Raw genomic sequence first — 23,496 nt, 5'->3', positions numbered from 1 at the left:
CCTCATCATTAACGAATTCACCTGTTCACTACAAACCACGCATAAATACATGATCTGAACAGGGCAAGACTATGTGCTGAACGAGCCAGCATCTTCTCTTTGTAAGAATCAGTCCGTGACAGAATGCGCATCATAGTGGAAGCCATCGAATTGCGCAATTTTTATACAATCATCATGACTGATTAAAGCGAAAAATCGGTAACAGGTAGCGCTGAGACTGTAAAACAATAGCCTCCTGCGTATCAGCATCCAGTTGACGCCAAAGACGCTGATACCAGATATCATCACCTTCGCCACGTACCATCATGTTGCCTTCATAGGCTTGCAGAAACTTACTGCGCGCTTTTTGCAACGTTGCATCGTCATCTAACATGGCATCATTTGCGGCGTCATAACAGGTTTTTATCCATGCACCGCCGCTTTCGGGCAATACCAGCAACGGTGACGACATGCCTTCCCGATACCCCTCAATGAGTTGCGACAGGTACAGCAACGCCTGTTCTGCATCCAGCGGCGGAAAACGCCATTCTCCGTCTTTACGCAGGAACAATCGGCTCTCTCCCCTACCGCCACTGGCACAATAGACAAGATGTTCCAGCCAAAGTTGCACACCCTGCACAATGCTTATCAAAGATGGGCGCCAGCGCAACAAACCGTCCTCTTGCACCTGCGGCAGCCAACCGGTGATTTGCACGCCGTGACAGTTAAGATCGATTTCCATGCTCTGACAGGGCTGACGACAGGCGATAATGCGTTCAGCCAGCGACTGCATTTCCTGACGCTGCGTATCCCACAGAATTTCGCCAAACGGCCCATAGGGTAGCGCGCCCGCCGCACGAAAACGGCGGAACAGTCGTTCAGCATCGTTCTCTTCAACCAGCGTATTAAGCAATTGCTGATTAAGCTGGTAGCGGGTTAACCCTTCAAGAGTGAAAGGTTCCGTATCCGGGATCTCACTCTCTTCAGAGCGGAAGTTGACCCTTAAACGCATCTGGAAAAAGGCGCGTACCGGATGTGCCCAAAATCGCTGCAGCGTTTCCAGCGTTAGCGTTTCTGGCATTTCAAAGGGCAGAGGCTGCACAAAATCCGTGTGCGCTTTTCCTGACAGACTCGCTGCAGGCAGCCATTCCCGGGCATAGCTTTGCTGTTCGCCCGGCAAATAGTTTTGTGCATCAAAGGGCATACGGGTATGCAAACGGGTTATATGCGCTTTTACCCTTGCCTCGCTTTGATCGCAGGTCAACGATTCATCGCCCGGCAGATAATGGCTTTGTCCAATGTAGTCCATCAGTTCTTGCACCAGCACCGACGGGAAGCGCTCGCTGTTATCCTGAATAGAGCGGCCAATGTAGCTGATGTAGAGCGTCTGCTGTGCCGAAATTAATGCTTCGAGGAACAGATAGCGGTCATCATCTCGACGACTGCGATCGCCCCGCATCGGTTTTTGGCTCATTAAATCAAAGCCCAGCGGCGCAAGCTGACGCGGATAAACCCCATCGTTCATACCCAGCAGGCACACCACTTTGAACGGAATGGAGCGCATCGGCATCAGCGTACAAATGTTAACGGGCCCCGCCAGGAAGCGCTGGCTGATGCGTTCCTGGTCAAGGCGCTGGGCTAGCTCATCACGCAACAGAGAGAGCGGTATAGCATCGCCGTACTCGGCCCCTAAACCTTCGGTAATAATGGCCTGCCACTGCTGTTCAATCAGCGTCATTGCAGCTTCGGTGTCCGCGTCCGGTATGAAGAAATCATTAAGCATTTCCCGACAAACGGGTAGCCACTCTTCCAGCGGTCGTTCCTGCGCTAACCCTCTACGCCAGAGATTAAGCTGCATCAGCAACGAGGCCAGATGCCCTACCAGCTCGGCAATCAGGCCGCTGGACTCATCGTAAGGCAATACCGATTGCCACTCGCCCTGCGAGCTTTCCATCGCGTAGCCGAGCAGCATACGCGTTAAACCAAATTGCCAAGTATGCTGACCTGTAGGTGGAAGTTCCAGTTCACGCACGTTATCGTCGTCAATTCCCCAACGAATCCCGGATTCATTGACCCATAAGCGAAGATAGCGCAACCCTTCTTCATCAATGTTGAAACGCGCCGCCAGCACGGGAACATCCAGTAACGCCAGGACATCCTCTGAGACAAAACGGCTATCCGGCAGCGACAGCAGGCTGATAAAGGCCTGTAAGACGGGATGAGACTGGCGTGCCCGACGGTCAGATATTGCATAAGGTAGGTAACGCTCGGCTGTCGCGCTACCAAAAACCGACTGAATGAATGGGCTGTAGCTGTCGATGTCCGCCACCATCACGATAATATCGCGCGGCGTCAGCGTTGGGTCCGCTTCCAGCATGGCCAACAGCCGGTCATGAAGAATTTCCACCTCGCGCTGTGGGCTATGGCAGACATGAAAAGTCACGCTGGTGTCGTTCAGCTCAAGCCGTCGTTTATTGTCGCTACGGGAATATTCTTCCAGCGTAACGCCCGCCACGGCATGACTTTCAAGTTCCAGAATATCTGATTGAATATTATGCAAAAGGTTGTCAGGCGTAATATCGACAAACGCATCCAGTTCCTGACTATTTTCCAGCTCCGAAAGCAAATAAATGTAATCACGCCCCAGCTTGCCCCACGAGGCCAGCATCGGGTTGCCCACATCCTGTTCGCCATCGCTGTTAAATAATCCTTCGGCTTTCTGATTATCACGAAACAGCGGCAGATGCCGTTCTTCAAAGCTGTGCCGACGCTGACGTGCCATCAGCTTCGCCAGCCAGGCCGGATCTTTAATATCCCCCCAGTAGTAGCGACAAGGGTTGGTAAACAGCAGATGAATATCAATGTGCTTACCCAACGCCTGCAAGGCCTGCAGGTAAACCGGCGGTAGCGCCGAAATTCCGCAAATAAAGACGCGAGAAGGCAGCCCCTGCGGACATTCAGACGCATTTTCCAGGGTCTGAATAAATCGCTGGTATAAATTGGCACGATGCCAGCGCGGCTGGCCCAATTCCGCGGTGTATTCCACCAGCGCTTTCCACAACGGTGCCTGCCAGGCCTGAGACTCGCCAAGTCCCTCAACCTGTCGCCCCGCTTCCCACTGGGTCAACCAGTCAGGGCGGTAGACTAAATACTGGTCGAAAAGGTCAGCCGCGCGCGAGGAAAGCTGAAAAAGCTTACGTTTATCAGTATCGTCCGTCAGATAGTGGCGTAGCAATGCGAAGTCATCGCTATCCAGCAATTGTGGCAACAGCGTCATCAACTTCCAGCTCATACTCTGTTTGCTGAACGCACTCTCTTTCGGGATATCCGGCAGCACGCGCACAAACATATCCCAGATAAAACTCGCGGGCAGCGGAAAATCGATATTGGCGGCAATACTAAACTTCTGTGCAAGAGTCATTTGTAGCCACTGCGCCATACCGGTACTTTGAACCAGGATCATCTCAGGTTCAAAGGGGTCGTCCAGCCGCTCGCGCTCAACGATAAATTCCATTAACGCTTCCAGCACATCCAGACGGTTGGAGTGGTAGACCCTTAACATAGCGACTCCTGACTACTGACGATTCGGGCAATGCAGACGCGTCATCTGACCCTGCCTGCCGAGGGGTGAAGAAATTATAACGTTGATGCTGACACATCCCGCTCTCGTTGTCTGCATTCGGTTAACCTGCCAGTTCACAGGCGATGAAAACGGGTACAGCTGGGTTTGCTGCCAGGCGTGGCGCCAGAGTTGCTGATACTGGTTTCTGATGATAAAGCTGTTCATTAGCACCCGCTGGTATCCTGACAGCGCGGTCACAATCATGATCATCAGTACCATTGCCAGCATCACTTCCGGCAGACTAAAGCCACGCTGTCTGTTCAGGGGATCTGGCATAACGTCTGCTCCTTTAGCGGACAAAAATCGCTCCAGCCATGCGGCGAAAAATTGATATTGCCATCGATAACCTCTCCCTGACGCCATAACGATATCCCTTCATAGTGGGCAATAAGCAGAACAAAATTATTGGTAAGCCGACGCAGGCAAACCGCGGCATCCTGCGTGGGATCGCGCCGACACTGTACGGCGGGTTGTAAGCGCCAGGGCTGCGTACGCCCCCATTCCATCGCGGATTGCACTACCGCCTGACGCTGCAGCGCCTGACTTTGTGTAGCCACACGCGCAGCAAAACTGGCCTCCTGTCTGCTAACGCCTTGCAGCAGCAGACTACCGAGCACCAGCAGCAACAGGACCATTGCCAGAGAGGATACGCCTCTCTCACGGTTCACAGGTTGAATCCCGTAACGCTGTAGACCGCTTCAACAACTTTTTGTGGTTGGTCATTGCTCACTCCACGCAAACGCAGCGTAAGAAGCGGGGAATATCCGCTGAAATTCAGCCTTTCAACCAGGAATGCCTCAATCTGCATCGTGGCCGGATCGGTCATTTTGTCCCATCCTTTGCCAGTGCAGCCGGTGGCTCCACGCACGGTTTCCAACACCTTGTCCTGTAAACGAAACCCAATAGAATCAGCCTCTTTCACGGGACTGCTTTCCCAAACGCCATTGCTGTTGGCATCCCAGCGGGCAATAACACAGTCTCCCTTAGCCGATATCACCAGTCCCTCTCCGACACAGTTTCCCCGGCAATACCCCGCCCGCTGAAGATGCTTCGCCACGGTGTAGACCCGCTGCCATATTTCATCTTCCAGTACTAACTGGCGCGTGTTACGCAGAATCTCTCGCTGTAGCGCCGGTAAAAATCGTGCTGAGCTAAGCAATAAAATACTGCTAATCGCCATGGCAATGAGCATCTCCAGCAGTGAAAATCCCCGTTCATTTACTGACATAATCTCGCCTCATCGCGCTCGCAAAGCCTGATTCGTCCCCAGCCAGACACCACCACGCGCCATTCCCCTGCCGTATTTTTCAGACGTATATGTCCGGCCCATGCCGTATTGCGCAGTCCAAAAAAGGCCAGTGAAGGTGTTATCTCTGCCATTTCGACGTCGTCCCAGGGCGATGTAAAAACCAAAGACGAAGCGGGTCGACACGTGGTTTGCGAAGCCGCAGAGCTGACAAAACACCATGATGTGCCATCCCGAATCACGCTTATCACGTGATCGCGGTTACGCCAGTTAGCATCTTCACGCAGTTGCAGCAGGTAGTCCCGCACCTGGCAGGCGGTCTGCCACAGCCGCTGTTGCTGCTGCCAGCGCTGCCAACCATACAGCCCAGATGCACCAAGCGCCGCGACAATCAGCATCGCAATCAGGGTTTCAAGAAGCGTGTAACCTTGTTGTTTTTTCATGTCGCCAGTATGGCGTGAGGAAAATGAATAACGAGCGGGAAATTCGGTTTCTACGGCGAGCTATGGGGAATATTTAGCGCGTTACAGGCCGTTGCAATATTTCAGGAATCCGCGCCGAAGAACGCGATTTGAGACAAAAAAAACCGACGCACATGGGCGTCGGTTGTGACAGCATGAAACAGGTTAGATAGCTACCGGTGCTTTAATACCCGGGTGCGGATCGTAGCCTTCAATTTCGAAGTCTTCGAAGCGATAGTCAAAGATTGATTCAGGCTTACGTTTGATAACCAGTTTCGGCAGCGCGCGCGGTTCACGGCTAAGCTGCAGATGCGTTTGATCCATATGGTTGCTGTACAGGTGCGTGTCGCCGCCGGTCCAGACAAAATCACCCACTTCCAGATCGCACTGCTGCGCCATCATGTGTACCAGCAAAGCGTAGCTGGCAATGTTAAACGGCAGGCCGAGGAACACATCGCACGAACGCTGATACAGCTGGCAGGAGAGCTTGCCATCCGCCACGTAGAACTGGAAGAACGCATGGCACGGTGCCAGCGCCATTTTATCCAGCTCACCGACGTTCCATGCTGAAACGATGATGCGGCGAGAGTCCGGATCATTTTTCAGCTGGTTTATCACGGTGGTGATCTGGTCGATATGGCGACCATCTGGCGTAGGCCAAGCGCGCCATTGTTTGCCATAAACCGGGCCTAAATTACCGTTTTCATCCGCCCATTCGTCCCAGATTGAGACGTTGTTTTCATGCAGGTAGGCAACGTTAGTATCGCCCTGCAAGAACCACAGCAGCTCATGAATGATCGAGCGTAAATGGCAGCGTTTAGTCGTAACCAGCGGGAACCCTTCCTGCAGATTAAAACGCATCTGATGACCAAAAATGGAAAGCGTTCCGGTTCCGGTACGGTCGTTTTTCTGTGTGCCTTCATCCAGCACTTTTTGCATCAGTTCTAAATACTGTTTCATGGTTCCTCAGGAAACGTGTTGCTGTGGGCTGCGGCGGTACGCCCAAACCATCATAATAATGCCTGCGACAATCATCGGGATAGAGAGGATCTGCCCCATGCTGATGTACTGTACCCAGGTGCCGGTAAACTGCGCATCCGGCTGGCGGAAGAATTCAACAATAATACGAAACGCGCCATAACCAATCAGGAACAGACCGGATACCGAACCCATCGGGCGCGGTTTGCGAATGTACAAGTTCAGAATGATAAACAGCACAACGCCTTCCAACGCCATCTCATAAAGCTGTGAGGCGTGGCGTGGCAGCGAGCCGTAGGTATCAAAAATAGACTGCCATTGCGGGTTAGTTTGCAGCAGTAAAATATCTTCGGTACGGGAGCCCGGGAACAGCATGGCGTACTTGAAGTTCGGGTCAACGCGTCCCCACAGCTCACCGTTGATAAAGTTGCCCAGACGCCCTGCACCCAGGCCAAACGGAATCAGCGGGGCAATGAAATCAGAAACCTGGAAGAACGAACGCTTAGTGCGTTTGGCGAAGATAATCATCACCAGGATCACACCGATAAGTCCACCGTGGAAGGACATACCGCCGTCCCAGACGCGGAACAGATACAGGGGATTATCGAGGAATAACGGGAAGTTATAGAACAGTACGTAACCAATACGCCCACCGAGGAAAACCCCGAGGAAGCCCGCATACAGTAAGTTTTCTACTTCATTTTTGGTCCAGCCACTGCCCGGACGATTCGCGCGGCGCGTCGCCAGCCACATCGCGAAAATAAACCCCACCAAATACATTAAGCCGTACCAGTGAAGCGCGACGGGTCCGATTGAGAAAATGACCGGATCGAAATCCGGAAAATGCAGATAGCTACTGGTCATCTGTCACCACAAGTTCTTGTTATTTCGCTGAAGTCAGACAGCAATTGATAAGCGCGCCTGCATAATGCAGGCGCTCCAAAGGTGCGAATGATAGCACAAGGGGTTAGAAGCGGATGCCGGGAAGATGTAAAAGATCTGTATAGGTAATCTCTATCCCCCGTAATACCTGATAGCGCTACGCTTGTCAGACCTACAATCCCCCGCGAATCAAGCCCCCCATGCCACGACGCTCCATGAAGGCCGCTACCTGATGGCGTACTTCTGTTGCCATCTGTGCCTCCAGGCTGCGCTGCGCCAGCGTTTGCGCCTCATCAAAATCGATATGACGCAGCAGATATTTTACGCGAGCGACAGAACGACCGTTCATCGACAAATGACGGAAACCGAGACCGATCAGAATAGCCACGCACATCGGGTCGCCCGCCATTTCACCACACAGGCGCAAATCGATACCGCTTCTTTCGGCTTCCTGCGCAATCATCGCCAGCGCACGCAACATCCCCGGATGCAGGCTGTCATAAATGCTGGCTACCCGTGTGTTGTTACGATCGACGGCCAGTATGTACTGGGTAAGGTCGTTGGTTCCGACCGAGATAAAGTCTATCCGGTTTGTCAGATGCGGCAGCATGAACACCATCGACGGAACTTCCAGCATGATGCCAATGCGCGGTTTCGGGATCTCGTAACCGATCATCTCCTCCACTTCGCGTCCGGCGCGTTCAATCAAACGTCGCGCTTCGTCCACTTCATCGATGCTGGTTACCATCGGCAGCAAAATGCTCAAGTTTCCGGTTGCCGCATTCGCACGCAGCATAGCGCGAACCTGGATCAAAAAGATCTCCGGCTGATCGAGCGTTATGCGGATCCCTCGCCAGCCAAGGCACGGGTTCTCTTCACTGATCGGCATGTAGGGCAGCTGTTTATCGGCGCCGACATCCAGCGTACGCAGGGTCACCGGCTTGTCGTTAAACATTTGCAGCATACCCTGATACTGCGCAACCTGTTCTTCTTCCGAAGGAAATCCGCTTTGCAGCATGAACGGGATTTCGGTGCGATAGAGGCCAATGCCGTCGATTCGGCTACCCAGCTTTTCTTCATGTTCCGGGCTGAGGCCCGCATTGAGCATCACCTTCACGCGCTCGCCGCTTTTCAGCTGTGCTGGCTGGTTGACGTCGTCTTCCGCCAGGCGGCTCAGCTCAATTTCTTCACTGATAAGACGCTGGTATTCCTGGATTAATACCGGTTCCGGATCGACCAGCAGTTCACCGCGATAACCGTCCACCACCAGCGTACGGCGATGCAGCACCGACGGCTGGATATCGGCCCCCATGACGGTAGGGATACCCAGCGCACGCACCATAATTGCCGCATGAGAGTTGGCTGCGCCGTCCCGGACAACCACGCCAACTAACCGGTCCTGAGGAAGCTCCGCCAGCGTGGTTGCTGAAAGTTCATCCGCCACCAGCACAAAGCGTTCCGGCCAGGCATTCGGCCCCTGGATAGAGTCGTCAAGGTGGAACAGCAGACGCTGGCCCAGCGCGCGTAAATCTCCGGCCCGCTCTTTGAGGTAGTTATCGCTCAGCGCGGCGAACTGTTCGGCAAACTTTTCAATGATCGTTTTAACCGCCCACTCGGCCACCGAACCGTTATCCACTTCCGCAAACAGCTCGCGGCGCAGACGGGTATCGGAAAGCAAGTGCGAGTAAAGATCAAAGATCGCCGCCGTTTCTTTCTGCGCCCCAGCGGTAAAACGCTTGCTGTAGCGGCGGAATTCGTTCGCCGCCTCTTCCAGCGCACCGGTCAGTCGCTCGCGTTCAAGCACAGGATCCAGCGTTGAAGCCTGGTAGACCTGTTCCATCAACGGCAGCGTCGCATCCTGCCAACCTTCGGCTATTGCCACACCGGGAGCGGCAGGCAGCGCACGGATGCGCGTTTGACGGTACTGGCCGAACAGCGCATTTAGCTGCGACTGCGAAAGTATGGCCGCCATTTGCGTGGCGAGCGTGACGAGGAAAGACTCTTCACTTTCATCGTACTGACGCAGTTCACGCTGCTGCACCACCAGCACACCTAAAAGCTGGCGACGCTGAATGATCGGTACGCCTAAGAATGCACGAAAACGCTCTTCTTTTACCGAAGGAATGTATTTGAAGCTGGGATGTTTTTGCGCATCGGCGAGGTTGATAGGTTCCGCCAGCCTGCCAACCAGGCCAACGATACCTTCATCAAACGCGAGTGCGACAGTGCGACCACGTGGTTTTTTTAGTCCCCGGGTCGCCATGAGGTAATAACAACGTCGATCGTGATCGGCCAGATAAACCGAACAGACCTCTGTATCCATCGCAAGACAGATGTCGGTAACCAGTATATTCAGCGCTTCGTTCAGACGCGGAGCACTGGCCACCTTTTCGACTATTTCGCGCAGGCGGGTGAGCATAATTTGCGTAGCTTAACCTCTTTTACGTCTGTACGCAGGTGCGCTTTGCGGTTTAGGAGTGCTCTCCTGAAGCGCCATGACAACACTTGCGAATTCTTTCATCACCCTGCGATAGACATCGCGTTTAAATGACACCACCTGTCGAACCGGATACCAGTAACTCACCCAGCGCCAGCCGTCGAACTCAGGTGTACTGCTGGTTTGCATATTGATTTCAGCATCGCTGCTGACCAATTGCAGAAGAAACCATTTTTGTTTCTGGCCGATACAAACCGGCTTTGTGTCCCAACGCACCAAACGTTTCGGTAACTTGTAACGCAACCAGTTACGAGTAGAAGCAAGGATCCGTACATCTTTACGACTGAGACCCACTTCTTCAAAGAGTTCCCGGTACATCGCCTGCTCTGCTGTCTCTCCTGCATTGATCCCACCTTGTGGGAATTGCCAGGAGTGCTGACCAAATCGCCGGGCCCACATGACCTGCCCCTGGCGGTTACAAATTACTATCCCTACATTCGGGCGGTAGCCATCGTCATCAATCACCGGACTACCTCAACATAAACCTTATATACAAACGATTGTTTCACACTCCTGAGGGGCGGTAAACCACTCTGTTAAGGGTGCGATATTCTAATAACAATTGAATAACTCACAGTTAAAGGCCGAGTTATAAACAGAAGAAGGGCAAGCAAGGCGATTTTATTCACCTTTTCTGTGGATATAGTTGTGAAGAAGTACGGAATTACTATGGGAAAACCCAGAACAGTCCGAATAAGACATTCGTCACATATCAAAAATACTCTTATACATTCATAAAGTTAAAACAGATCCACGCAGATAAACACACAGAAATGTGATGTGCATCACGCATACGATCTTCACGCTGATGAAAGATCGACCAGCGTTGGTTTTATCCACAGATTATGCCAATAAGTTAGGCACAATTTGTGTGAAAATTCGATTTTCGTCGCACGTCAAGGCTGTAAATTGAAACAGTAGTGGGGGTTTTTCACAGTTATCCCATCTTTCTGTGGATAACATGGTGTAAGATCCTGTTCATTGTCAGTGACCAGAATTGGAAAACCCGCTTCGCTGTTGCGCAACTCTGCGAACGTAAATCTAAAAACCAATATAAATCATAGAATTGAATAAAGCATGTGGAAAAAGATAAACTCTGTCCACACGGTATAAAATCATTGCTCATTTTTTCACCTAAGGGTTAACCCGATGCCAGAACTCCGTCCGTTACTTTCTCCCCCTGAATCTGAAGCCCAGTTGCTGAGCCAGGCACGGCAGCTTTCGGGCTACGCGTTAGGAGAATTAGCGGCAATGGCGGGAATCGTTACGCCGAAGGATCTTAAGCGCGATAAAGGCTGGATTGGCGTCCTGCTGGAAATCTGGCTCGGTGCCAGCGCGGGCAGTAAACCAGAGCAGGATTTTGCGGCGCTGGGCGTGGAGCTGAAAACGATCCCTGTGGACAGTCTTGGCAGACCGCTGGAAACCACCTTTGTGTGTGTGGCGCCGTTAACCGGCAATACCGGCGTCACCTGGGAAACCAGCCATGTGCGGCACAAACTCAAACGTGTTCTGTGGATCCCGGTAGAAGGCGAACGCAGCATCCCTCTGGCTGAGCGCCGCGTCGGCTCTCCCCTGCTGTGGAGCCCGAATGAAGAAGAAGACCGGCAATTGCGTCTGGACTGGGAAGAGTTAATGGACATGATTGTGTTAGGACATGTCGAACGCATCACCGCTCGCCATGGGGAAGTACTGCAACTGCGTCCTAAAGCCGCCAACGCCCGCGCGCTTACCGAGGCCATTGGCGCCAACGGCGAACCCATCCTGACCCTGCCACGCGGCTTTTACCTGAAAAAGAACTTCACCCGCGCATTGCTTGAGCGACATTTCTTGTTCCAGGCGCAATAGGCACCGTCCGGCCTTTCACCCGCCGCGTTACGGGCCTATAATTACCGCTTCTTTTTTTTGGCAGGACTTTGTTCGATGTTATTTGCATGGATAACCGATCCTAACGCCTGGCTTGCGCTCGGTACGCTGACGCTGCTGGAGATCGTTCTTGGGATCGACAATATTATTTTCCTTTCTCTGGTTGTAGCCAAACTCCCGACAGCGCAACGCAATCATGCCCGACGTATTGGGCTGGCGGCGGCGATGATCATGCGTCTGGCACTGCTGGCTTCTATCGCCTGGGTAACGCGGCTGACAAACCCGTTATTCGAGCTGTTTGGAGAGGCGATATCAGCACGCGACCTGATCCTTCTGCTGGGGGGATTGTTCCTGATCTGGAAAGCCAGTAAAGAGATCCACGAATCCATTGAAGGTGAGGAAGAGGGGTTAAAAACCCGCGTATCTTCTTTCCTGGGCGCGATTGTACAGATCATGTTGTTAGACATTATCTTCAGTCTGGATTCCGTGATTACTGCGGTTGGTTTGTCCGATCATCTGTTTATCATGATGGCGGCGGTGGTGATTGCCGTAGGCGTGATGATGTTTGCTGCTCGCCCGATTGGTGAGTTTGTCGATCGCCACCCTTCGGTAAAAATGCTGGCGCTCTCGTTTCTGATTCTGGTCGGTTTTACGCTGATTCTGGAAAGTTTCGACGTCCACGTTCCAAAAGGATATATCTATTTCGCCATGTTCTTCTCTATCGCGGTAGAGACCCTGAACCTGTGGCGTAATAAAAAAAATCCGCTCTGATGAAATCCATCGCTCCCCGCAAGGGGAGCGAATGCCAGCCACACCTACCCCTTCTCACAGTTTAAGATTTTACTGCTTTCACCCTGCACAACTTCGCGTTATTACTAAACTATTGTCAGACGCAGGCCATGTGAGGATAAGCAGATGAAAAAATGGGCAGTTTTGATTTCCGCCGTAGGACTGGCTTTTGCCGTTTCCGGATGCAGCAGCGATTATGTTATGGCGACAAAAGATGGTCGAATGATCCTGACCGATGGAAAACCAGAAATTGACGATGATACTGGTCTGGTGAGCTATCACGACCAGCAGGGCAATGCGATGCAGATTAACCGCGATGATGTGTCTCAAATCATTGAACGCTGATGGTTGAGGTCAGCAGCGCGCTGGCCTTAACAATTTTACTTCCCTTTTTCTCTTCCCTCAGCCATTTTTATAATCCTTATGTCGTGATTATAAAAAGGAAACGGCTATGCAATATCACCGTATACCCCACAGCTCGCTGGAAGTCAGTACACTGGGGCTGGGCACAATGACGTTTGGTGAACAAAACAGCGAAGCCGACGCACATGCACAGCTCGATTATGCCGTAGCACAGGGCATTAATTTGATCGACGTTGCCGAGATGTATCCGGTACCGCCGCGTCCTGAAACCCAGGGTCTCACCGAAACCTACGTAGGTAACTGGCTCGCCAAACACGGCAGCCGCGAAAAGCTGATCGTTGCGTCTAAGGTCAGCGGACCATCACGTAACAACGACAGCGGCATTCGACCGAATCAGGCGCTTGACCGTAAAAATATCCGTGAAGCGCTGCACGACAGCCTGAAAAGACTGAAAACCGATTATCTGGATCTGTATCAGGTTCACTGGCCGCAGCGCCCGACTAACTGTTTTGGTAAGTTAGGCTACAGCTGGACAGACTCCGCGCCGGTCGTTTCCCTTCTCGATACGCTGGACGCACTGGCCGAGTTTCAGCGCGCCGGGAAAATTCGCTACATCGGCGTTTCTAATGAAACCGCGTTTGGCGTGATGCGCTATCTGCACCTGGCGGACAAACACGATCTGCCACGCATCGCCACCATCCAGAACCCCTACAGCCTGCTGAACCGCAGCTTTGAGGTTGGACTGGCTGAAGTGAGCCAGTATGAAGGCGTTGAGCTGCTGGCTTACTCTTGCCTGGGCTTCGGTACGTTAACCGGGAAATACCTGAACGGCGCGAAACCTGCCGGTGCACGCAATACGTTGTTTAGCCGTTTCACGCGCTACAGCGGCGAGCAGACGCAGAAAGCCGTTGCGGCCTATGTAGATATCGCGAAACGCCATAATCTGGATCCTGCGCAAATGGCGCTGGCATTCGTGCGTCGTCAGCCGTTTGTCGCCAGCACTTTGCTGGGCGCCACGACGATGGAGCAGCTAAAAACCAACGTTGAAAGTCTGCATCTGGAGTTGAGCGAAGAAGTACTGGCAGAGATTGAAGCGGTGCATCAGGTGTATACCTATCCTGCACCGTGACGATTAGCGCCTGATGGCGCTACGCTTATCAGGCCTACAAAGTGAGCATCCGGCAACAGCATACAACAGACTAATGGCGGCGCTGCCAAATCCACAGCGCCGCAATCGCCAGCGCAAACAGCGCACCAAATCCAATACCAATCGCAACAGCCGGGATCCCCACCAGCACCGCCAGTGAGTAAATACCGAGCATCAACAGCATCGCGCTGTTTTCGCCCAGGTTTTGCACCGCTATCGCATTACCCGCGCCGACGCTTTTCTTACCCCGTTCCTGCAGCAACGCATTCAGCGGCACCACAAAGAAGCCACCCGACACGCCGATAAGCATCAGCAATGCGTAGGCCGGAAGCAGCGAATGTTGAAGAGAGAAAATCAGCACCACGACGCCAATCAGGATCCCCGCAGGCATACAGCGCGAAACGGTTTCCAGCGTTACCAGCTTCGCTGCCGCACCCGCACCGACCACAATCCCGATCGCTACCATGGCATTGAGGTAGGTCGGCGTGGCGTTATCGGTGATGCCGAGCGCCACCGGGACCCACAGCACCAGCAGAAAACGCAGCGTAACACCCGCGCCCCAAAAAAGGCTGGTTCCCACCAACGAGAAGCGTGTTTCACCGTTGCGCCACAACGATGAAGCAGCACAGAAGAAACTGCGCGTCATTTTCCCCAGATGCCAGGACTGGCCAGGACGAGCCGCGGCCAGTTTCGGGATATACAGGTTAGCCACCACCGCGCCAGCATAGGCCAGGGCACAGGCAGAAAGCGCGGCAATCACGTGCCAGTCGGCCAGAACGCCGCCGGCGACAGAACCGAGCAAAATCGCGGCAATGGTGGAGGCTTCCATCAGGCCGTTAGCCTTCACCAGTTTGTCGCCGGTAGTCAGTTCACCGAGAATGCCGTACTTGGCCGGTGAATATGCCGCCGCGCCGATCCCCACCAGCGTATACCCAAGAAACGGATTAATGCCGAAGCAAATACTCGCCGCGCCCAGCAGTTTCAGAGCGTTCGCGAACATCATCACTCTGCCTTTGGCAAAGCTATCCGCCACCTGTCCCACAAAGGGAGCAAACAGAATGTAAGCGCCCACAAACACCATTTGCAGGATTGGCTGACTCCAGTCCGGATAGAATTGTTCTTTCAGCAACGCCAGCGTAGCAAACAGCAACGCATTATCGCCAAACGCCGACAGAAACTGCGCGGCGATAACGGACATCATCCCTTTGGACCAGATTGAAGTGTTAGTGTGCACTGACTCACTCATGTTGTTTTTCCGGCTCATCGACCCAGCTTTTCAGCGTAACAAAATCCGGCTTACCGCTGCCGAGTAAGGGGAGTTGCTTCAGATGGCGAATATCACGCGGTACGGCGAGTTCAGGTACACCGTGCGCCCGCGCATACTGCTGTAGTTTTTCACGTGTCAGCTCGCTGTCGGTAGTGAACAGCACCAGCGCCTCACCTTTGCTGGCATCACTCTTGATCGCCGTGGCGTGCATTTTGTCTGCGGATACCGCCAACGCCAGTTGCTCAACCATTTCCAGCGAAACCATCTCTCCGGCAATTTTAGCGAAACGCTTAGCGCGCCCCTGAATCTGTACAAAGCCGTTTTCATCAAAGCGCACGATGTCTCCGGTGTCATACCAGCCGCGCTCAATCTCACCTTGCGCATTCTCTGCTGTCGGCACTTCCAGCACGCCAGGTTTTTCGACGCGCAAATAGCCGCTCATAATATTAGGACCTTTCAGCTGTAAACGCCCACCGTCCTCAATTCCCGGAACGGCCAACAGTCGAGCATCCATACCAGGCAAGATGCGCCCTACCGTTCCCGATTTTGCCGCCATTGGTACGTTAATCGACACAACCGGCGCACATTCCGTCACGCCATAGCCTTCAAGAACGCGCAGGCCAAATTTCTCCTGCCACAGCTGCTTTGTGCTGTCCTGAAGTTTTTCCGCTCCCGCCACCACATAGCGCAGGCGGTGGAAATCGTACGGATGCGCAAAACGCGCATAGTTGCCGAGGAACGTTGAAGTACCAAACAACACGGTGCAGTTCCGGTCGTATACCAGCTCTGGCACAATGCGGTAATGCAGCGGGCTGGGATAAAGAAACACTTCTGCGCCAGTCAGTAGCGGCGTGAATAATCCCACCGTCAGGCCAAAGGAGTGGAACAGCGGCAGCGCCGACATAAAACGGTCATCGGCGGTGAAATCGGCAATCGTTTTGATCTGCTCAACGTTCGCCAGAATGCTTTTATGACTGTGAACCACACCTTTCGGATGGCCTTCTGAGCCAGAAGTAAAGAGGATCACCGCAGCGTCTTCCGGCTGCTGCTTCACCTGCGCCAGATGCGGTGCCAGCAGATGTGAGAAAATCCACAGCTTATCGCTAAAGGTCACATCAGCTTTTAAGTCTTCCAGATAAACCCAACGCACCTGGGTGAGTTGTTCCGGTAAATGCCAGAGTTTGCCTTTATCGAGAAACTGTCGGGATGTGAAGATCGTTTTGATTTCAGACGCAGTAATGGCGCTGGTTAATCCTTTCACGCCCGCGGTGTAGTTCATCATGGCCGGAATGCGTCGACGCGCAATGGCGCCAAAAATAACCGCCGCGCTGATCCCCGCGTTTGGCAGCATCAGGCCGATTTTTTCACCTTCGACGCTGTATTTTTCCAGAATACGGGCCACAAAGAGCGTCTTTGTCAGCAGCTTGCGGTAGCTGTCCGGGGTAAAGTTAACATCTTCAATGCAGTTTTTGCCTGCGCCAAAACGGTATTTCGCCGCCAGCAGCGACTCGTATAGCGTTTCACGCGGACGAACCGCCATGCGTGCTTCCATCATAATTTGATGCAGCATCTCTCCGGCAATTTTGCGGCGATCGCGAGCACGCGGAGCTTCCGGCATCGGCAGTTGTGTGGGCGGTAGGATGTGTAAGCGGATGCGCGGGAAGAATCGCTGTTTAACCAAACCTTTCAGGCGGCTAAAGCGGGAAAGCTCCGCGCCTTCAATGCGCACAGGGACCACCGTCGCCCCCGACTTAGCGGCAACAAACCCCGCGCCGTCATAAATTTTCATTAACGAGCCGGAGGTCGAAATACGTCCTTCCGGGAAAATAACCACCGGACGGCCCTGTTCGACCAGACGAACCAGATGTTTAATCGACATCGGTTTGGTCGGATCTAACGGTACGAAATCAATCAGCGGAGTTAGCCAGCGCATATACCATTGCTGGCTGATCGAGGTGTAAACAGCGAAGACGGGACGAATCGGTAAAAAGAGCGCCAACAGGATGCCGTCTATAAATGAGACATGGTTGGGAGTGATTAGAACGCGTTCTCCCTGTAGCGCGCTGACATCGCCCGTGACGCGAACGCGGAAAAGCACGCGAAACAGATTACGAAAAAAGCCAAATAGCATCTCAACTCCCTGTGCCATTAATTATATAAACATCAATGGTGGGAGAGTATACGAGTTGGGGAATGGGCGCGACAGGTAACTGGTAAATACAATCCGAAAAAAAACCTGCGCATCCGCGCAGGTTGGTGCAAGAGACAGGTACGAAGTGCGTACCGAATAATCTCACCAATCAATACCTCTGGGATCTTGATTGTGGTCGTCAGCAGCCAGATACGCCAGTGCGAAAACGCAAAGGAATGAACCCAAATGCAACGAGTTGTGTAAATTATCGGTTACTGTTACAGATAGACTGAAGGTAAAAAAAAACCTGCGCATCTGCGCAGGCTGGTGTAATTCTAGTGATCAACCCGAAAGTTGATTTCACCTATCAATACCTCTGGGATCTCAACTCTAGCAATCTGCTCAGTTCCCTCACCAGCGAACAATCGCAACAGCACATCGCAAAGTGTAAGCAAAAATTAGCATTTTCTATTTTCTGTCTTACTTCGCTCGTGTGCGCTCACATTTGCGACGTTCTGACGGGCAATCTGCTTGAACAGCCAGCCATTTTCCGTAACACTGACGGAATGTAAGCGTTTACCCACAACAGGTACTATCATGGCGACCATAAAGGATGTAGCCCGACTAGCTGGTGTATCAGTCGCCACCGTTTCTCGAGTGATTAATGATTCCCCTAAAGCCAGCGAAGCATCGCGCCTGGCCGTAACGAGTGCAATGGAATCACTCAGCTACCACCCCAACGCCAATGCGCGTGCGCTGGCACAACAATCCACTGAAACCATCGGTCTGGTGGTAGGTGATGTGTCCGATCCATTTTTTGGGGCAATGGTTAAAGCTGTCGAGCAGGTGGCGTATAACACCGGTAATTTTTTACTGATTGGTAACGGCTACCATAACGAACAGAAGGAACGACAGGCGATTGAACAGCTCATTCGCCACCGCTGCGCAGCCCTTGTTGTCCACGCAAAAATTATCCCGGATGCTGAGCTGGCATCACTCATGAAGCAAATCCCCGGCATGGTATTGATTAACCGAATTCTGCCGGGATTCGAACAACGCTGCGTTGCCCTTGATGACCGTTTCGGCGCATGGCTCGCAACCCGACACCTCATTCAGCAGGGCCATACACGCATTGGCTATCTGTGCTCCAATCACACGATTTCAGATGCGGAAGATCGTCTGCAAGGCTATTACGACGCGCTGGCAGAGAGCAATATTCCTGTCAGCGATCGACTGGTAACGTTTGGTGAACCGGATGAAAGCGGCGGTGAGCAGGCCATGACCGAGTTACTTGGCCGTGGCAAAAACTTCACTGCGGTAGCCTGCTACAACGACTCAATGGCGGCTGGTGCCATGGGCGTATTGAATGATAACGGCATTGATGTGCCGGGAGAAATCTCGCTGATTGGTTTTGATGATGTGCTGGTTTCCCGCTATGTGCGCCCGCGTCTGACCACGGTGCGCTACCCGATCGTGACGATGGCAACCCAGGCTGCCGAACTGGCGCTCGCGCTGGCGGAGAAGCGTCCCGTGCCTGAAATTACCCACGTTTTTAACCCAACTCTGGTGCGTCGCCATTCCGTTTCGACGCTGACAGAGCCGGGGAATTCATCGTCAAACGAATAACCAGGATAGCGTTATGACTACGATGTTGGACGTTTCACGACACGCAGGCGTCTCAAAAGCGACCGTTTCGCGCGTACTGAATGGCACGGGTCAGGTAAAAGAGAGCACGCGCCAGAAAGTGTTTAAGGCCATGCAGGCACTTGATTATCGGCCTAATTTTTTAGCGCGCTCTTTGGCAAACCGCACCAGCAACAGCATTGGTCTGGTAGTTTCCACATTTGATGGATTCTACTTTGGCCGCCTGCTGCAACAGGCTTCACGCCAGACGGAATCTCACGGCAAGCAGTTGATCGTCACCGACGGCCACGACACACCAGAGCGTGAGCAGGAAGCCGTGCAAATGCTGGCGGACAGGCAGTGCGACGCCATTATTCTCTATACCCGCTATATGAGTGAAAAGGCGATTATGTCGTTGATGAACAGCATTGCTATGCCCTTGCTGGTCATCAACCGTGATGTCAGCCAGGCCCGCGATCGCGCAATTTTCTTTGAACAGGAAGACGCGGCCTATCAGGCGGTCAATTACCTGATCTCCCAGGGCCATAGCGATATTGCTTGTATCACTGTGCCAGGCCATACGCCTACCGGTAAATCCCGCCTGATGGGGTATCGTAAGGCGCTGGAAAAAAACGGTATTCCCTGGGATCCCGATAAGGTCAAATACGGCGACTCCACGATGACGCGAGGCTATGAGGCCTGCCGTGAACTGCTGGAGGAAGGGGTAAAATTTAGCGCCCTGTTCGCCTGTAACGATGACATGGCATTAGGCGCATCAAAAGCGTTACATCAAGCCGGGCTAAGGATCCCAACGGACGTCTCACTGTTTGGTTTTGATGATGCGCCCAGCGCCAAATGGCTGGAGCCGGGGCTGTCTACCGTTTATCTACCGATTGATACCATGATAACCACGGCAATCGACCAGGCTATTCGGCTGGCCAACGGCGAGAGCGTCGAGCCAATCCCACCGTTTACCGGCAAACTGGTACTACGTGACTCAGTAACGCTCGGGCCATACTTTAAGTAATCAAATGCCGGATGGCGGCGCAGTTAATCTTGTAGGCCGGATAAGCGTAGCGCCATCCGGCATTTCACAACGCTGTAATCAGATTAATTCCAGCGCTAACAGCTCATCAATGGTCTGGCGACGGCGAATCAGCCGCGCCACGCCGTTATCGAACAAAACTTCCGGCAGCAGCGGACGGCTATTGTAGTTTGACGACATTGACGCGCCGTACGCCCCGGTATCATGCAGCACCAGATAATCGCCCGGCACCACCGCAGGCAACAGACGGGTTTCCACATTTCCGCCTTCCTGCTGGGTAAACACGTCGCCAGATTCGCACAGCGGCCCGGCTACCACGGTTTCCCGTTGCGGTGTGTGCTCCAGAGAGCGACCATCTCCTGACAGCGCTGAGATATGGTGATAGCTACCGTACATGGCCGGGCGCATTAGATCGTTGAAGCCCGCATCGATCAGCACAAAGTGACGGCTGCCCATTTCTTTTACGCTACGTACCTGCGCCACTAACACGCCAGCTTCCGCGACCAGAAAACGACCCGGCTCTATCTCAAGCGCGACCGGGTGACCCAAGTGTTTAGCAATCTGTTCACGCGCAGCGTTCCACAATCCAAAGTAGTGATCGGTATCGATCGCCTCTTCGCCTTCGCGATACGGGATTGATAAACCGCCACCCGCGGAGATCGCCTCCAGATCCTGGCCAAATTCAACCACCTGGCGCACCATCGCACCGCACACCTGCTCCAGATGCGCATAGTCCACGCCGGAGCCGATATGCATATGAATCCCCACCAGCTTCAGCTTATAGCGCTGAATCACCTCCAGCGCCGCGGGAAGATCGCTATACCAGATCCCGTGCTTGCTGTTTTCGCCGCCGGTATTGGTTTTCTGACTGTGCCCATGCCCAAAGCCAGGGTTTACGCGTAGCCACACGCGATGGCCCGGCGAGACCTGGCCCAGTTGTTCCAGCATATCCACCGACCCGGCATTTACCGGAATGCGCAATTCATGCACCCGCGCGAGCGTCGCTTCATCAATCATATCGGCGGTAAAGACGATTTCATCTTTCCCCGGTACGAAGCCTGCCGCCAACGCACGTTCAATTTCGCCAAGCGAGACTGAATCAACCTTCACGCCCTGCTCGCGCATCAGGCGCAAAATATGAATATTCGAACATGCCTTTTGGGCGAAACGCACCACGTCAAACTGACTCAATTTGGCAATCTGCCCGCGGATAATCTGCGCATCATAGACCCACACCGGGCAGCCGAATTCGGCAGGCAGGCGCAGCAGGTTGTCGGCGGTCAGGTCAGTGTCAGTACTATTGAGTGGGCGTGGCATGGTGTGCTCCGGTATTGGCTTTTTTATGATTACGCCACAGCCCGAAAAGAATAAAAAATATCGTTTTATCGTGAGTCTATGCAAAAATGATATGGATTGATTCATTTGAGGATTGCCCATGCCCGCCGTTAACCTGCGACACATCGAAATTTTTCACGCCATCATGACGGCAGGCAATCTGACAGAAGCCGCGCGCATGCTACATACCTCGCAGCCCACCGTCAGCCGGGAACTGGCCCGATTCGAGAAAGTGCTGGGATTAACGCTGTTTGAACGTACGCGTGGCCGACTGCACCCAACCGTGCAAGGGTTACGTCTGTTTGAAGAGGTGCAACGTTCGTGGTATGGCCTGGACAGAATTGTGAGCGCCGCCGAAAGCCTGCGCGAGTTTCGCCAGGGCGAATTGTCGATTGTTTGCCTGCCGGTATTCTCACAGTCTTTTTTACCGCCGCTGCTGCAGCCATTCCTCGCACGCTATCCACAAGTCAATATTCAGATAGTGCCGCAGGAGTCACCGCTGCTGGAAGAGTGGCTGTCGGCGCAGCGCCACGATCTGGGGTTAACGGAAACGCTGCATACGCCTGCCGGAACGAAACGCACCGAATTGCTGGCGCTGGATGAAGTGTGCGTGTTGCCGCAGGGCCATCCGCTGACTAAGAAAGCGGTGTTAACGCCGCAGGATTTTCAGGGAGAAAACTACATCAGCCTGTCGCGCACCGACAGCTACCGTCAGCTACTGGATACCCTGTTTAATGAGCACCAGGTGAAGCGCCGCATGGTGATTGAAACCCATAGCGCCGCTTCAATTTGTGCAATGGTACGGGCAGGCGTGGGGATCTCGGTGGTGAACCCACTGACCGCGCTGGATTACGCCAGCAGCGGAGTCGTTATCCGCCGCTTCAGTATTTCGGTACCCTTTACAGTCAGCCTGATTCACCCGCTTCATCGCCCCGCCTCGGCGCTGGTTGATGCTTTTACGGCGCATCTGCAGGCCCATCTACCGAGGCTTATTGACCCGCTGGAGGCTATTTTGCATCCACAGCCGAAAGCATAAACGCCACCGCATCTTGCGCATGGATTGCCGCTGTGTCGAAAACCGGTAGTGGGCTTAGCTCGGTGGGAACCAGCAGACCAATCTCGGTACAGCCAAAGATCACCCCTTGCGCCCCCTGTTTCGCCAGTTGGTCGATGACGCCCAGGTAATAATCGCGGGAAGCCTCGCTGAATTCACCGAGACACAGCTCATCGAAAATAATCTGGTTTATTTTCTGACGATCATCAGCTTCAGGGATCAACGTGCTAATGCCGAATTCAGTCTGTAAACGCCCGCGGTAAAAATCCTGCTCCATGGTGTAACGCGTACCCAGTAGCGCCACGTTGTTCATCTGCTGCTTTTGTATCGCCCGCCCCGTCGCGTCAGCAATATGCAGAAACGGCACATCACAGGCGCTTTCAATCGCCTCTGCAACTTTGTGCATGGTATTGGTACACAAAACAATTCCTTGCGCCCCGGCTTGCTGTAGCCCTGTGGCGGCCTGCGCGAGGATCTCACCGGCTCGCTGCCAGTCACCGCTTGACTGGCAGACTTCAATCTCGTGAAAATCCACGCTGTGCAACAGAATCTGTGCCGAATGCAGACCACCCAGACGCTGTTTTACCCCTTCATTAATGAGTCGATAATAAGGAATGGTAGATTCCCAGCTCATACCGCCTAACAGACCGATCGTTTTCATCATTTCCCCTGACTCGTTGTTGTCTCTCCAGTGAACCAAAGATGTGATCAACTTTCCACATCTGTTGGCGTGCATTTCTTTTTTTAATTTTCTGATATAGTTTTAATGAAACATTGTTTTAATTAATTACAGGAAGGCCGGATGTTTATTTTTCATAAAGAGACCACGCTTGACGATCTGGGCAATGGCGTTACCCGGCGTATTCTTGCTCACGACGGTAACATGATGGCGGTTGAGGTGAACTTCGAGCAAGGCGCAATCGGCCCGATGCACAATCATCCGCACGAGCAGCTGACTTACGTGTTGTCCGGTGAGTTTGAATTTACCATCGGCGAAGAAAAGCATATCGTTAGGGCGGGCGATACCCTGTATAAACAGCCCAACATTATGCATGGCTGCGTCTGCTTAAAACCGGGAACGCTGCTGGATACCTTTACCCCAATTCGCGAAGATTTTCTGCACGGGTAAGGCGCTAAATAAAAAAACCGGGTCGCGTTGACGCTTTCCCGGCCTGTAAGAGACTCCACTCGCAGGCCGGATAAGGCTGAACCGC

At 53.2% G+C, this 23,496-nt stretch carries 21 protein-coding genes; 8 read left to right on the top strand and 13 right to left on the bottom strand.

Translation table 11 applies throughout. The features are described 5' to 3' along the window. Positions 1 to 172 precede the first annotated feature (172 nt). From recC to rppH, 9 genes are all read right to left on the bottom strand, one after another. Positions 173 to 3,541: an exodeoxyribonuclease V subunit gamma gene (gene recC, locus GHC22_RS04755; protein ID WP_153752323.1), complete on the bottom strand. Its 3,369-nt coding sequence runs from the start codon at positions 3,539 to 3,541 to the stop codon at positions 173 to 175. A 12-nt stretch (positions 3,542 to 3,553) separates the two neighbouring features. Further along, positions 3,554 to 3,877 carry a prepilin-type N-terminal cleavage/methylation domain-containing protein gene (locus tag GHC22_RS04750; protein ID WP_008785708.1) on the bottom strand — a complete coding sequence of 108 codons (324 nt, stop codon included), beginning with the start codon at positions 3,875 to 3,877 and terminating at the stop codon, positions 3,554 to 3,556. Continuing rightward, the gene (locus GHC22_RS04745; protein WP_153752322.1) at positions 3,862 to 4,269 is read right to left on the bottom strand and encodes a DUF2509 family protein; all 408 of its coding nucleotides are present in this window, start codon (positions 4,267 to 4,269) and stop codon (positions 3,862 to 3,864) included. Before GHC22_RS04745 ends, GHC22_RS04750 begins: the two co-directional genes overlap by 16 nt. Beyond that, positions 4,266 to 4,829 (bottom strand): prepilin peptidase-dependent protein, encoded by a 564-nt coding sequence (locus tag GHC22_RS04740; protein WP_153752320.1) that lies wholly within the window; start codon positions 4,827 to 4,829, stop codon positions 4,266 to 4,268. Before GHC22_RS04740 ends, GHC22_RS04745 begins: the two co-directional genes overlap by 4 nt. Then, the gene (locus GHC22_RS04735) at positions 4,820 to 5,290 is read right to left on the bottom strand and encodes a prepilin peptidase-dependent protein (RefSeq protein WP_048215628.1); all 471 of its coding nucleotides are present in this window, start codon (positions 5,288 to 5,290) and stop codon (positions 4,820 to 4,822) included. The genes GHC22_RS04740 and GHC22_RS04735 overlap by 10 nt, the downstream gene beginning before the upstream one ends. Before the next feature lie 183 nt (positions 5,291 to 5,473). Continuing rightward, positions 5,474 to 6,268: a thymidylate synthase gene (gene thyA / locus GHC22_RS04730; RefSeq protein ID WP_153752319.1), complete on the bottom strand. Its 795-nt coding sequence runs from the start codon at positions 6,266 to 6,268 to the stop codon at positions 5,474 to 5,476. A gap of 6 nt (positions 6,269 to 6,274) precedes the next feature. Beyond that, positions 6,275 to 7,150, bottom strand: coding sequence for a prolipoprotein diacylglyceryl transferase (lgt, locus tag GHC22_RS04725; protein ID WP_003825606.1), 876 nt, complete (start codon positions 7,148 to 7,150; stop codon positions 6,275 to 6,277). Between the two features lie 190 nt (positions 7,151 to 7,340). Further along, complete coding sequence (ptsP, locus tag GHC22_RS04720; RefSeq protein WP_003825604.1) at positions 7,341 to 9,587, bottom strand: phosphoenolpyruvate--protein phosphotransferase; 2,247 nt, start codon at positions 9,585 to 9,587, stop codon at positions 7,341 to 7,343. A gap of 12 nt (positions 9,588 to 9,599) precedes the next feature. Further along, entirely contained in the window at positions 9,600 to 10,130 is a 531-nt protein-coding gene (gene rppH / locus GHC22_RS04715; RefSeq protein ID WP_003825602.1) for an RNA pyrophosphohydrolase, read from the bottom strand. Between the two features lie 684 nt (positions 10,131 to 10,814). On the opposite strand from rppH, the gene mutH reads away from it, so the two are divergent. The 4 genes from mutH to GHC22_RS04695 all read left to right on the top strand — a co-directional run bounded on the left by mutH (position 10,815) and on the right by GHC22_RS04695 (position 13,809). Then, positions 10,815 to 11,510, top strand: coding sequence for a DNA mismatch repair endonuclease MutH (gene mutH, locus GHC22_RS04710; protein ID WP_003033965.1), 696 nt, complete (start codon positions 10,815 to 10,817; stop codon positions 11,508 to 11,510). A gap of 75 nt (positions 11,511 to 11,585) precedes the next feature. Further along, positions 11,586 to 12,299 (top strand): TerC family protein, encoded by a 714-nt coding sequence (locus tag GHC22_RS04705; RefSeq protein WP_003033961.1) that lies wholly within the window; start codon positions 11,586 to 11,588, stop codon positions 12,297 to 12,299. Between the two features lie 144 nt (positions 12,300 to 12,443). Then, the gene (ygdR, locus tag GHC22_RS04700; RefSeq protein ID WP_000758660.1) at positions 12,444 to 12,662 is read left to right on the top strand and encodes a lipoprotein YgdR; all 219 of its coding nucleotides are present in this window, start codon (positions 12,444 to 12,446) and stop codon (positions 12,660 to 12,662) included. A gap of 106 nt (positions 12,663 to 12,768) precedes the next feature. After that, complete coding sequence (locus tag GHC22_RS04695) at positions 12,769 to 13,809, top strand: NADP(H)-dependent aldo-keto reductase (protein ID WP_003825597.1); 1,041 nt, start codon at positions 12,769 to 12,771, stop codon at positions 13,807 to 13,809. 70 nt (positions 13,810 to 13,879) lie between these two features. Here GHC22_RS04695 and lplT read toward each other — a convergent pair whose 3' ends face one another. After that, the gene (gene lplT / locus GHC22_RS04690) at positions 13,880 to 15,073 is read right to left on the bottom strand and encodes a lysophospholipid transporter LplT (RefSeq protein ID WP_008785713.1); all 1,194 of its coding nucleotides are present in this window, start codon (positions 15,071 to 15,073) and stop codon (positions 13,880 to 13,882) included. After that, positions 15,066 to 17,225 carry a bifunctional acyl-ACP--phospholipid O-acyltransferase/long-chain-fatty-acid--ACP ligase gene (gene aas / locus GHC22_RS04685; RefSeq protein WP_003825593.1) on the bottom strand — a complete coding sequence of 720 codons (2,160 nt, stop codon included), beginning with the start codon at positions 17,223 to 17,225 and terminating at the stop codon, positions 15,066 to 15,068. Before aas ends, lplT begins: the two co-directional genes overlap by 8 nt. A 597-nt stretch (positions 17,226 to 17,822) precedes the next feature. Between aas and galR the strand changes: the two genes are divergently transcribed. Further along, entirely contained in the window at positions 17,823 to 18,851 is a 1,029-nt protein-coding gene (gene galR, locus GHC22_RS04680) for an HTH-type transcriptional regulator GalR (protein WP_048215625.1), read from the top strand. Between the two features lie 13 nt (positions 18,852 to 18,864). Next, a complete protein-coding gene (locus GHC22_RS04675; RefSeq protein WP_008785715.1) occupies positions 18,865 to 19,875 on the top strand; it encodes a LacI family DNA-binding transcriptional regulator in 1,011 nt (336 codons plus the stop codon). A 78-nt stretch (positions 19,876 to 19,953) separates the two neighbouring features. Here GHC22_RS04675 and lysA read toward each other — a convergent pair whose 3' ends face one another. Further along, positions 19,954 to 21,210, bottom strand: a complete 1,257-nt coding sequence (gene lysA, locus GHC22_RS04670) for a diaminopimelate decarboxylase (RefSeq protein ID WP_103284760.1) — start codon at positions 21,208 to 21,210, stop codon at positions 19,954 to 19,956. Positions 21,211 to 21,328: 118 nt separating this feature from the next. Between lysA and GHC22_RS04665 the strand changes: the two genes are divergently transcribed. Continuing rightward, the gene (locus tag GHC22_RS04665; RefSeq protein WP_008785717.1) at positions 21,329 to 22,264 is read left to right on the top strand and encodes a LysR family transcriptional regulator; all 936 of its coding nucleotides are present in this window, start codon (positions 21,329 to 21,331) and stop codon (positions 22,262 to 22,264) included. On the opposite strand, the gene GHC22_RS04660 is transcribed toward GHC22_RS04665, so the two are convergent. After that, on the bottom strand, positions 22,236 to 22,943 hold the full coding sequence (locus GHC22_RS04660) for an aspartate/glutamate racemase (protein WP_032944864.1): 708 nt from the start codon (positions 22,941 to 22,943) through the stop codon (positions 22,236 to 22,238). The genes GHC22_RS04665 and GHC22_RS04660 overlap by 29 nt on opposite strands. A gap of 141 nt (positions 22,944 to 23,084) precedes the next feature. Between GHC22_RS04660 and GHC22_RS04655 the strand changes: the two genes are divergently transcribed. After that, the gene (locus GHC22_RS04655) at positions 23,085 to 23,411 is read left to right on the top strand and encodes a cupin domain-containing protein (protein ID WP_048225407.1); all 327 of its coding nucleotides are present in this window, start codon (positions 23,085 to 23,087) and stop codon (positions 23,409 to 23,411) included. Positions 23,412 to 23,496 lie beyond the last annotated feature (85 nt).

Origin of the sequence: Citrobacter sp. H12-3-2 (assembly GCF_009649895.1) — a bacterium.
Lineage (GTDB): Bacteria > Pseudomonadota > Gammaproteobacteria > Enterobacterales > Enterobacteriaceae > Citrobacter > Citrobacter portucalensis.
This window is presented reverse-complemented; position numbering and strand designations above follow the sequence as displayed.

Bases quoted from the DNA above. Each gene is read 5' to 3' on its own strand.
- GHC22_RS04660 (WP_032944864.1), bottom strand. From the start codon at position 22,943: ATGAAAACGATCGGTCTGTTAGGCGGTATGAGCTGGGAATCTACCATT.
- GHC22_RS04695 (WP_003825597.1), top strand. From the start codon at position 12,769: ATGCAATATCACCGTATACCCCACAGCTCGCTGGAAGTCAGTACACTG.
- ygdR (WP_000758660.1), top strand. From the start codon at position 12,444: ATGAAAAAATGGGCAGTTTTGATTTCCGCCGTAGGACTGGCTTTTGCC.
- lgt (WP_003825606.1), bottom strand. From the start codon at position 7,150: ATGACCAGTAGCTATCTGCATTTTCCGGATTTCGATCCGGTCATTTTC.
- recC (WP_153752323.1), bottom strand. From the start codon at position 3,541: ATGTTAAGGGTCTACCACTCCAACCGTCTGGATGTGCTGGAAGCGTTA.
- GHC22_RS04705 (WP_003033961.1), top strand. From the start codon at position 11,586: ATGTTATTTGCATGGATAACCGATCCTAACGCCTGGCTTGCGCTCGGT.
- thyA (WP_153752319.1), bottom strand. From the start codon at position 6,268: ATGAAACAGTATTTAGAACTGATGCAAAAAGTGCTGGATGAAGGCACA.
- GHC22_RS04735 (WP_048215628.1), bottom strand. From the start codon at position 5,290: ATGAAAAAACAACAAGGTTACACGCTTCTTGAAACCCTGATTGCGATG.
- GHC22_RS04675 (WP_008785715.1), top strand. From the start codon at position 18,865: ATGACTACGATGTTGGACGTTTCACGACACGCAGGCGTCTCAAAAGCG.
- lplT (WP_008785713.1), bottom strand. From the start codon at position 15,073: ATGAGTGAGTCAGTGCACACTAACACTTCAATCTGGTCCAAAGGGATG.
- aas (WP_003825593.1), bottom strand. From the start codon at position 17,225: ATGCTATTTGGCTTTTTTCGTAATCTGTTTCGCGTGCTTTTCCGCGTT.
- GHC22_RS04740 (WP_153752320.1), bottom strand. From the start codon at position 4,829: ATGTCAGTAAATGAACGGGGATTTTCACTGCTGGAGATGCTCATTGCC.
- GHC22_RS04655 (WP_048225407.1), top strand. From the start codon at position 23,085: ATGTTTATTTTTCATAAAGAGACCACGCTTGACGATCTGGGCAATGGC.
- galR (WP_048215625.1), top strand. From the start codon at position 17,823: ATGGCGACCATAAAGGATGTAGCCCGACTAGCTGGTGTATCAGTCGCC.
- GHC22_RS04665 (WP_008785717.1), top strand. From the start codon at position 21,329: ATGCCCGCCGTTAACCTGCGACACATCGAAATTTTTCACGCCATCATG.
- GHC22_RS04750 (WP_008785708.1), bottom strand. From the start codon at position 3,877: ATGCCAGATCCCCTGAACAGACAGCGTGGCTTTAGTCTGCCGGAAGTG.
- mutH (WP_003033965.1), top strand. From the start codon at position 10,815: ATGCCAGAACTCCGTCCGTTACTTTCTCCCCCTGAATCTGAAGCCCAG.
- lysA (WP_103284760.1), bottom strand. From the start codon at position 21,210: ATGCCACGCCCACTCAATAGTACTGACACTGACCTGACCGCCGACAAC.
- ptsP (WP_003825604.1), bottom strand. From the start codon at position 9,587: ATGCTCACCCGCCTGCGCGAAATAGTCGAAAAGGTGGCCAGTGCTCCG.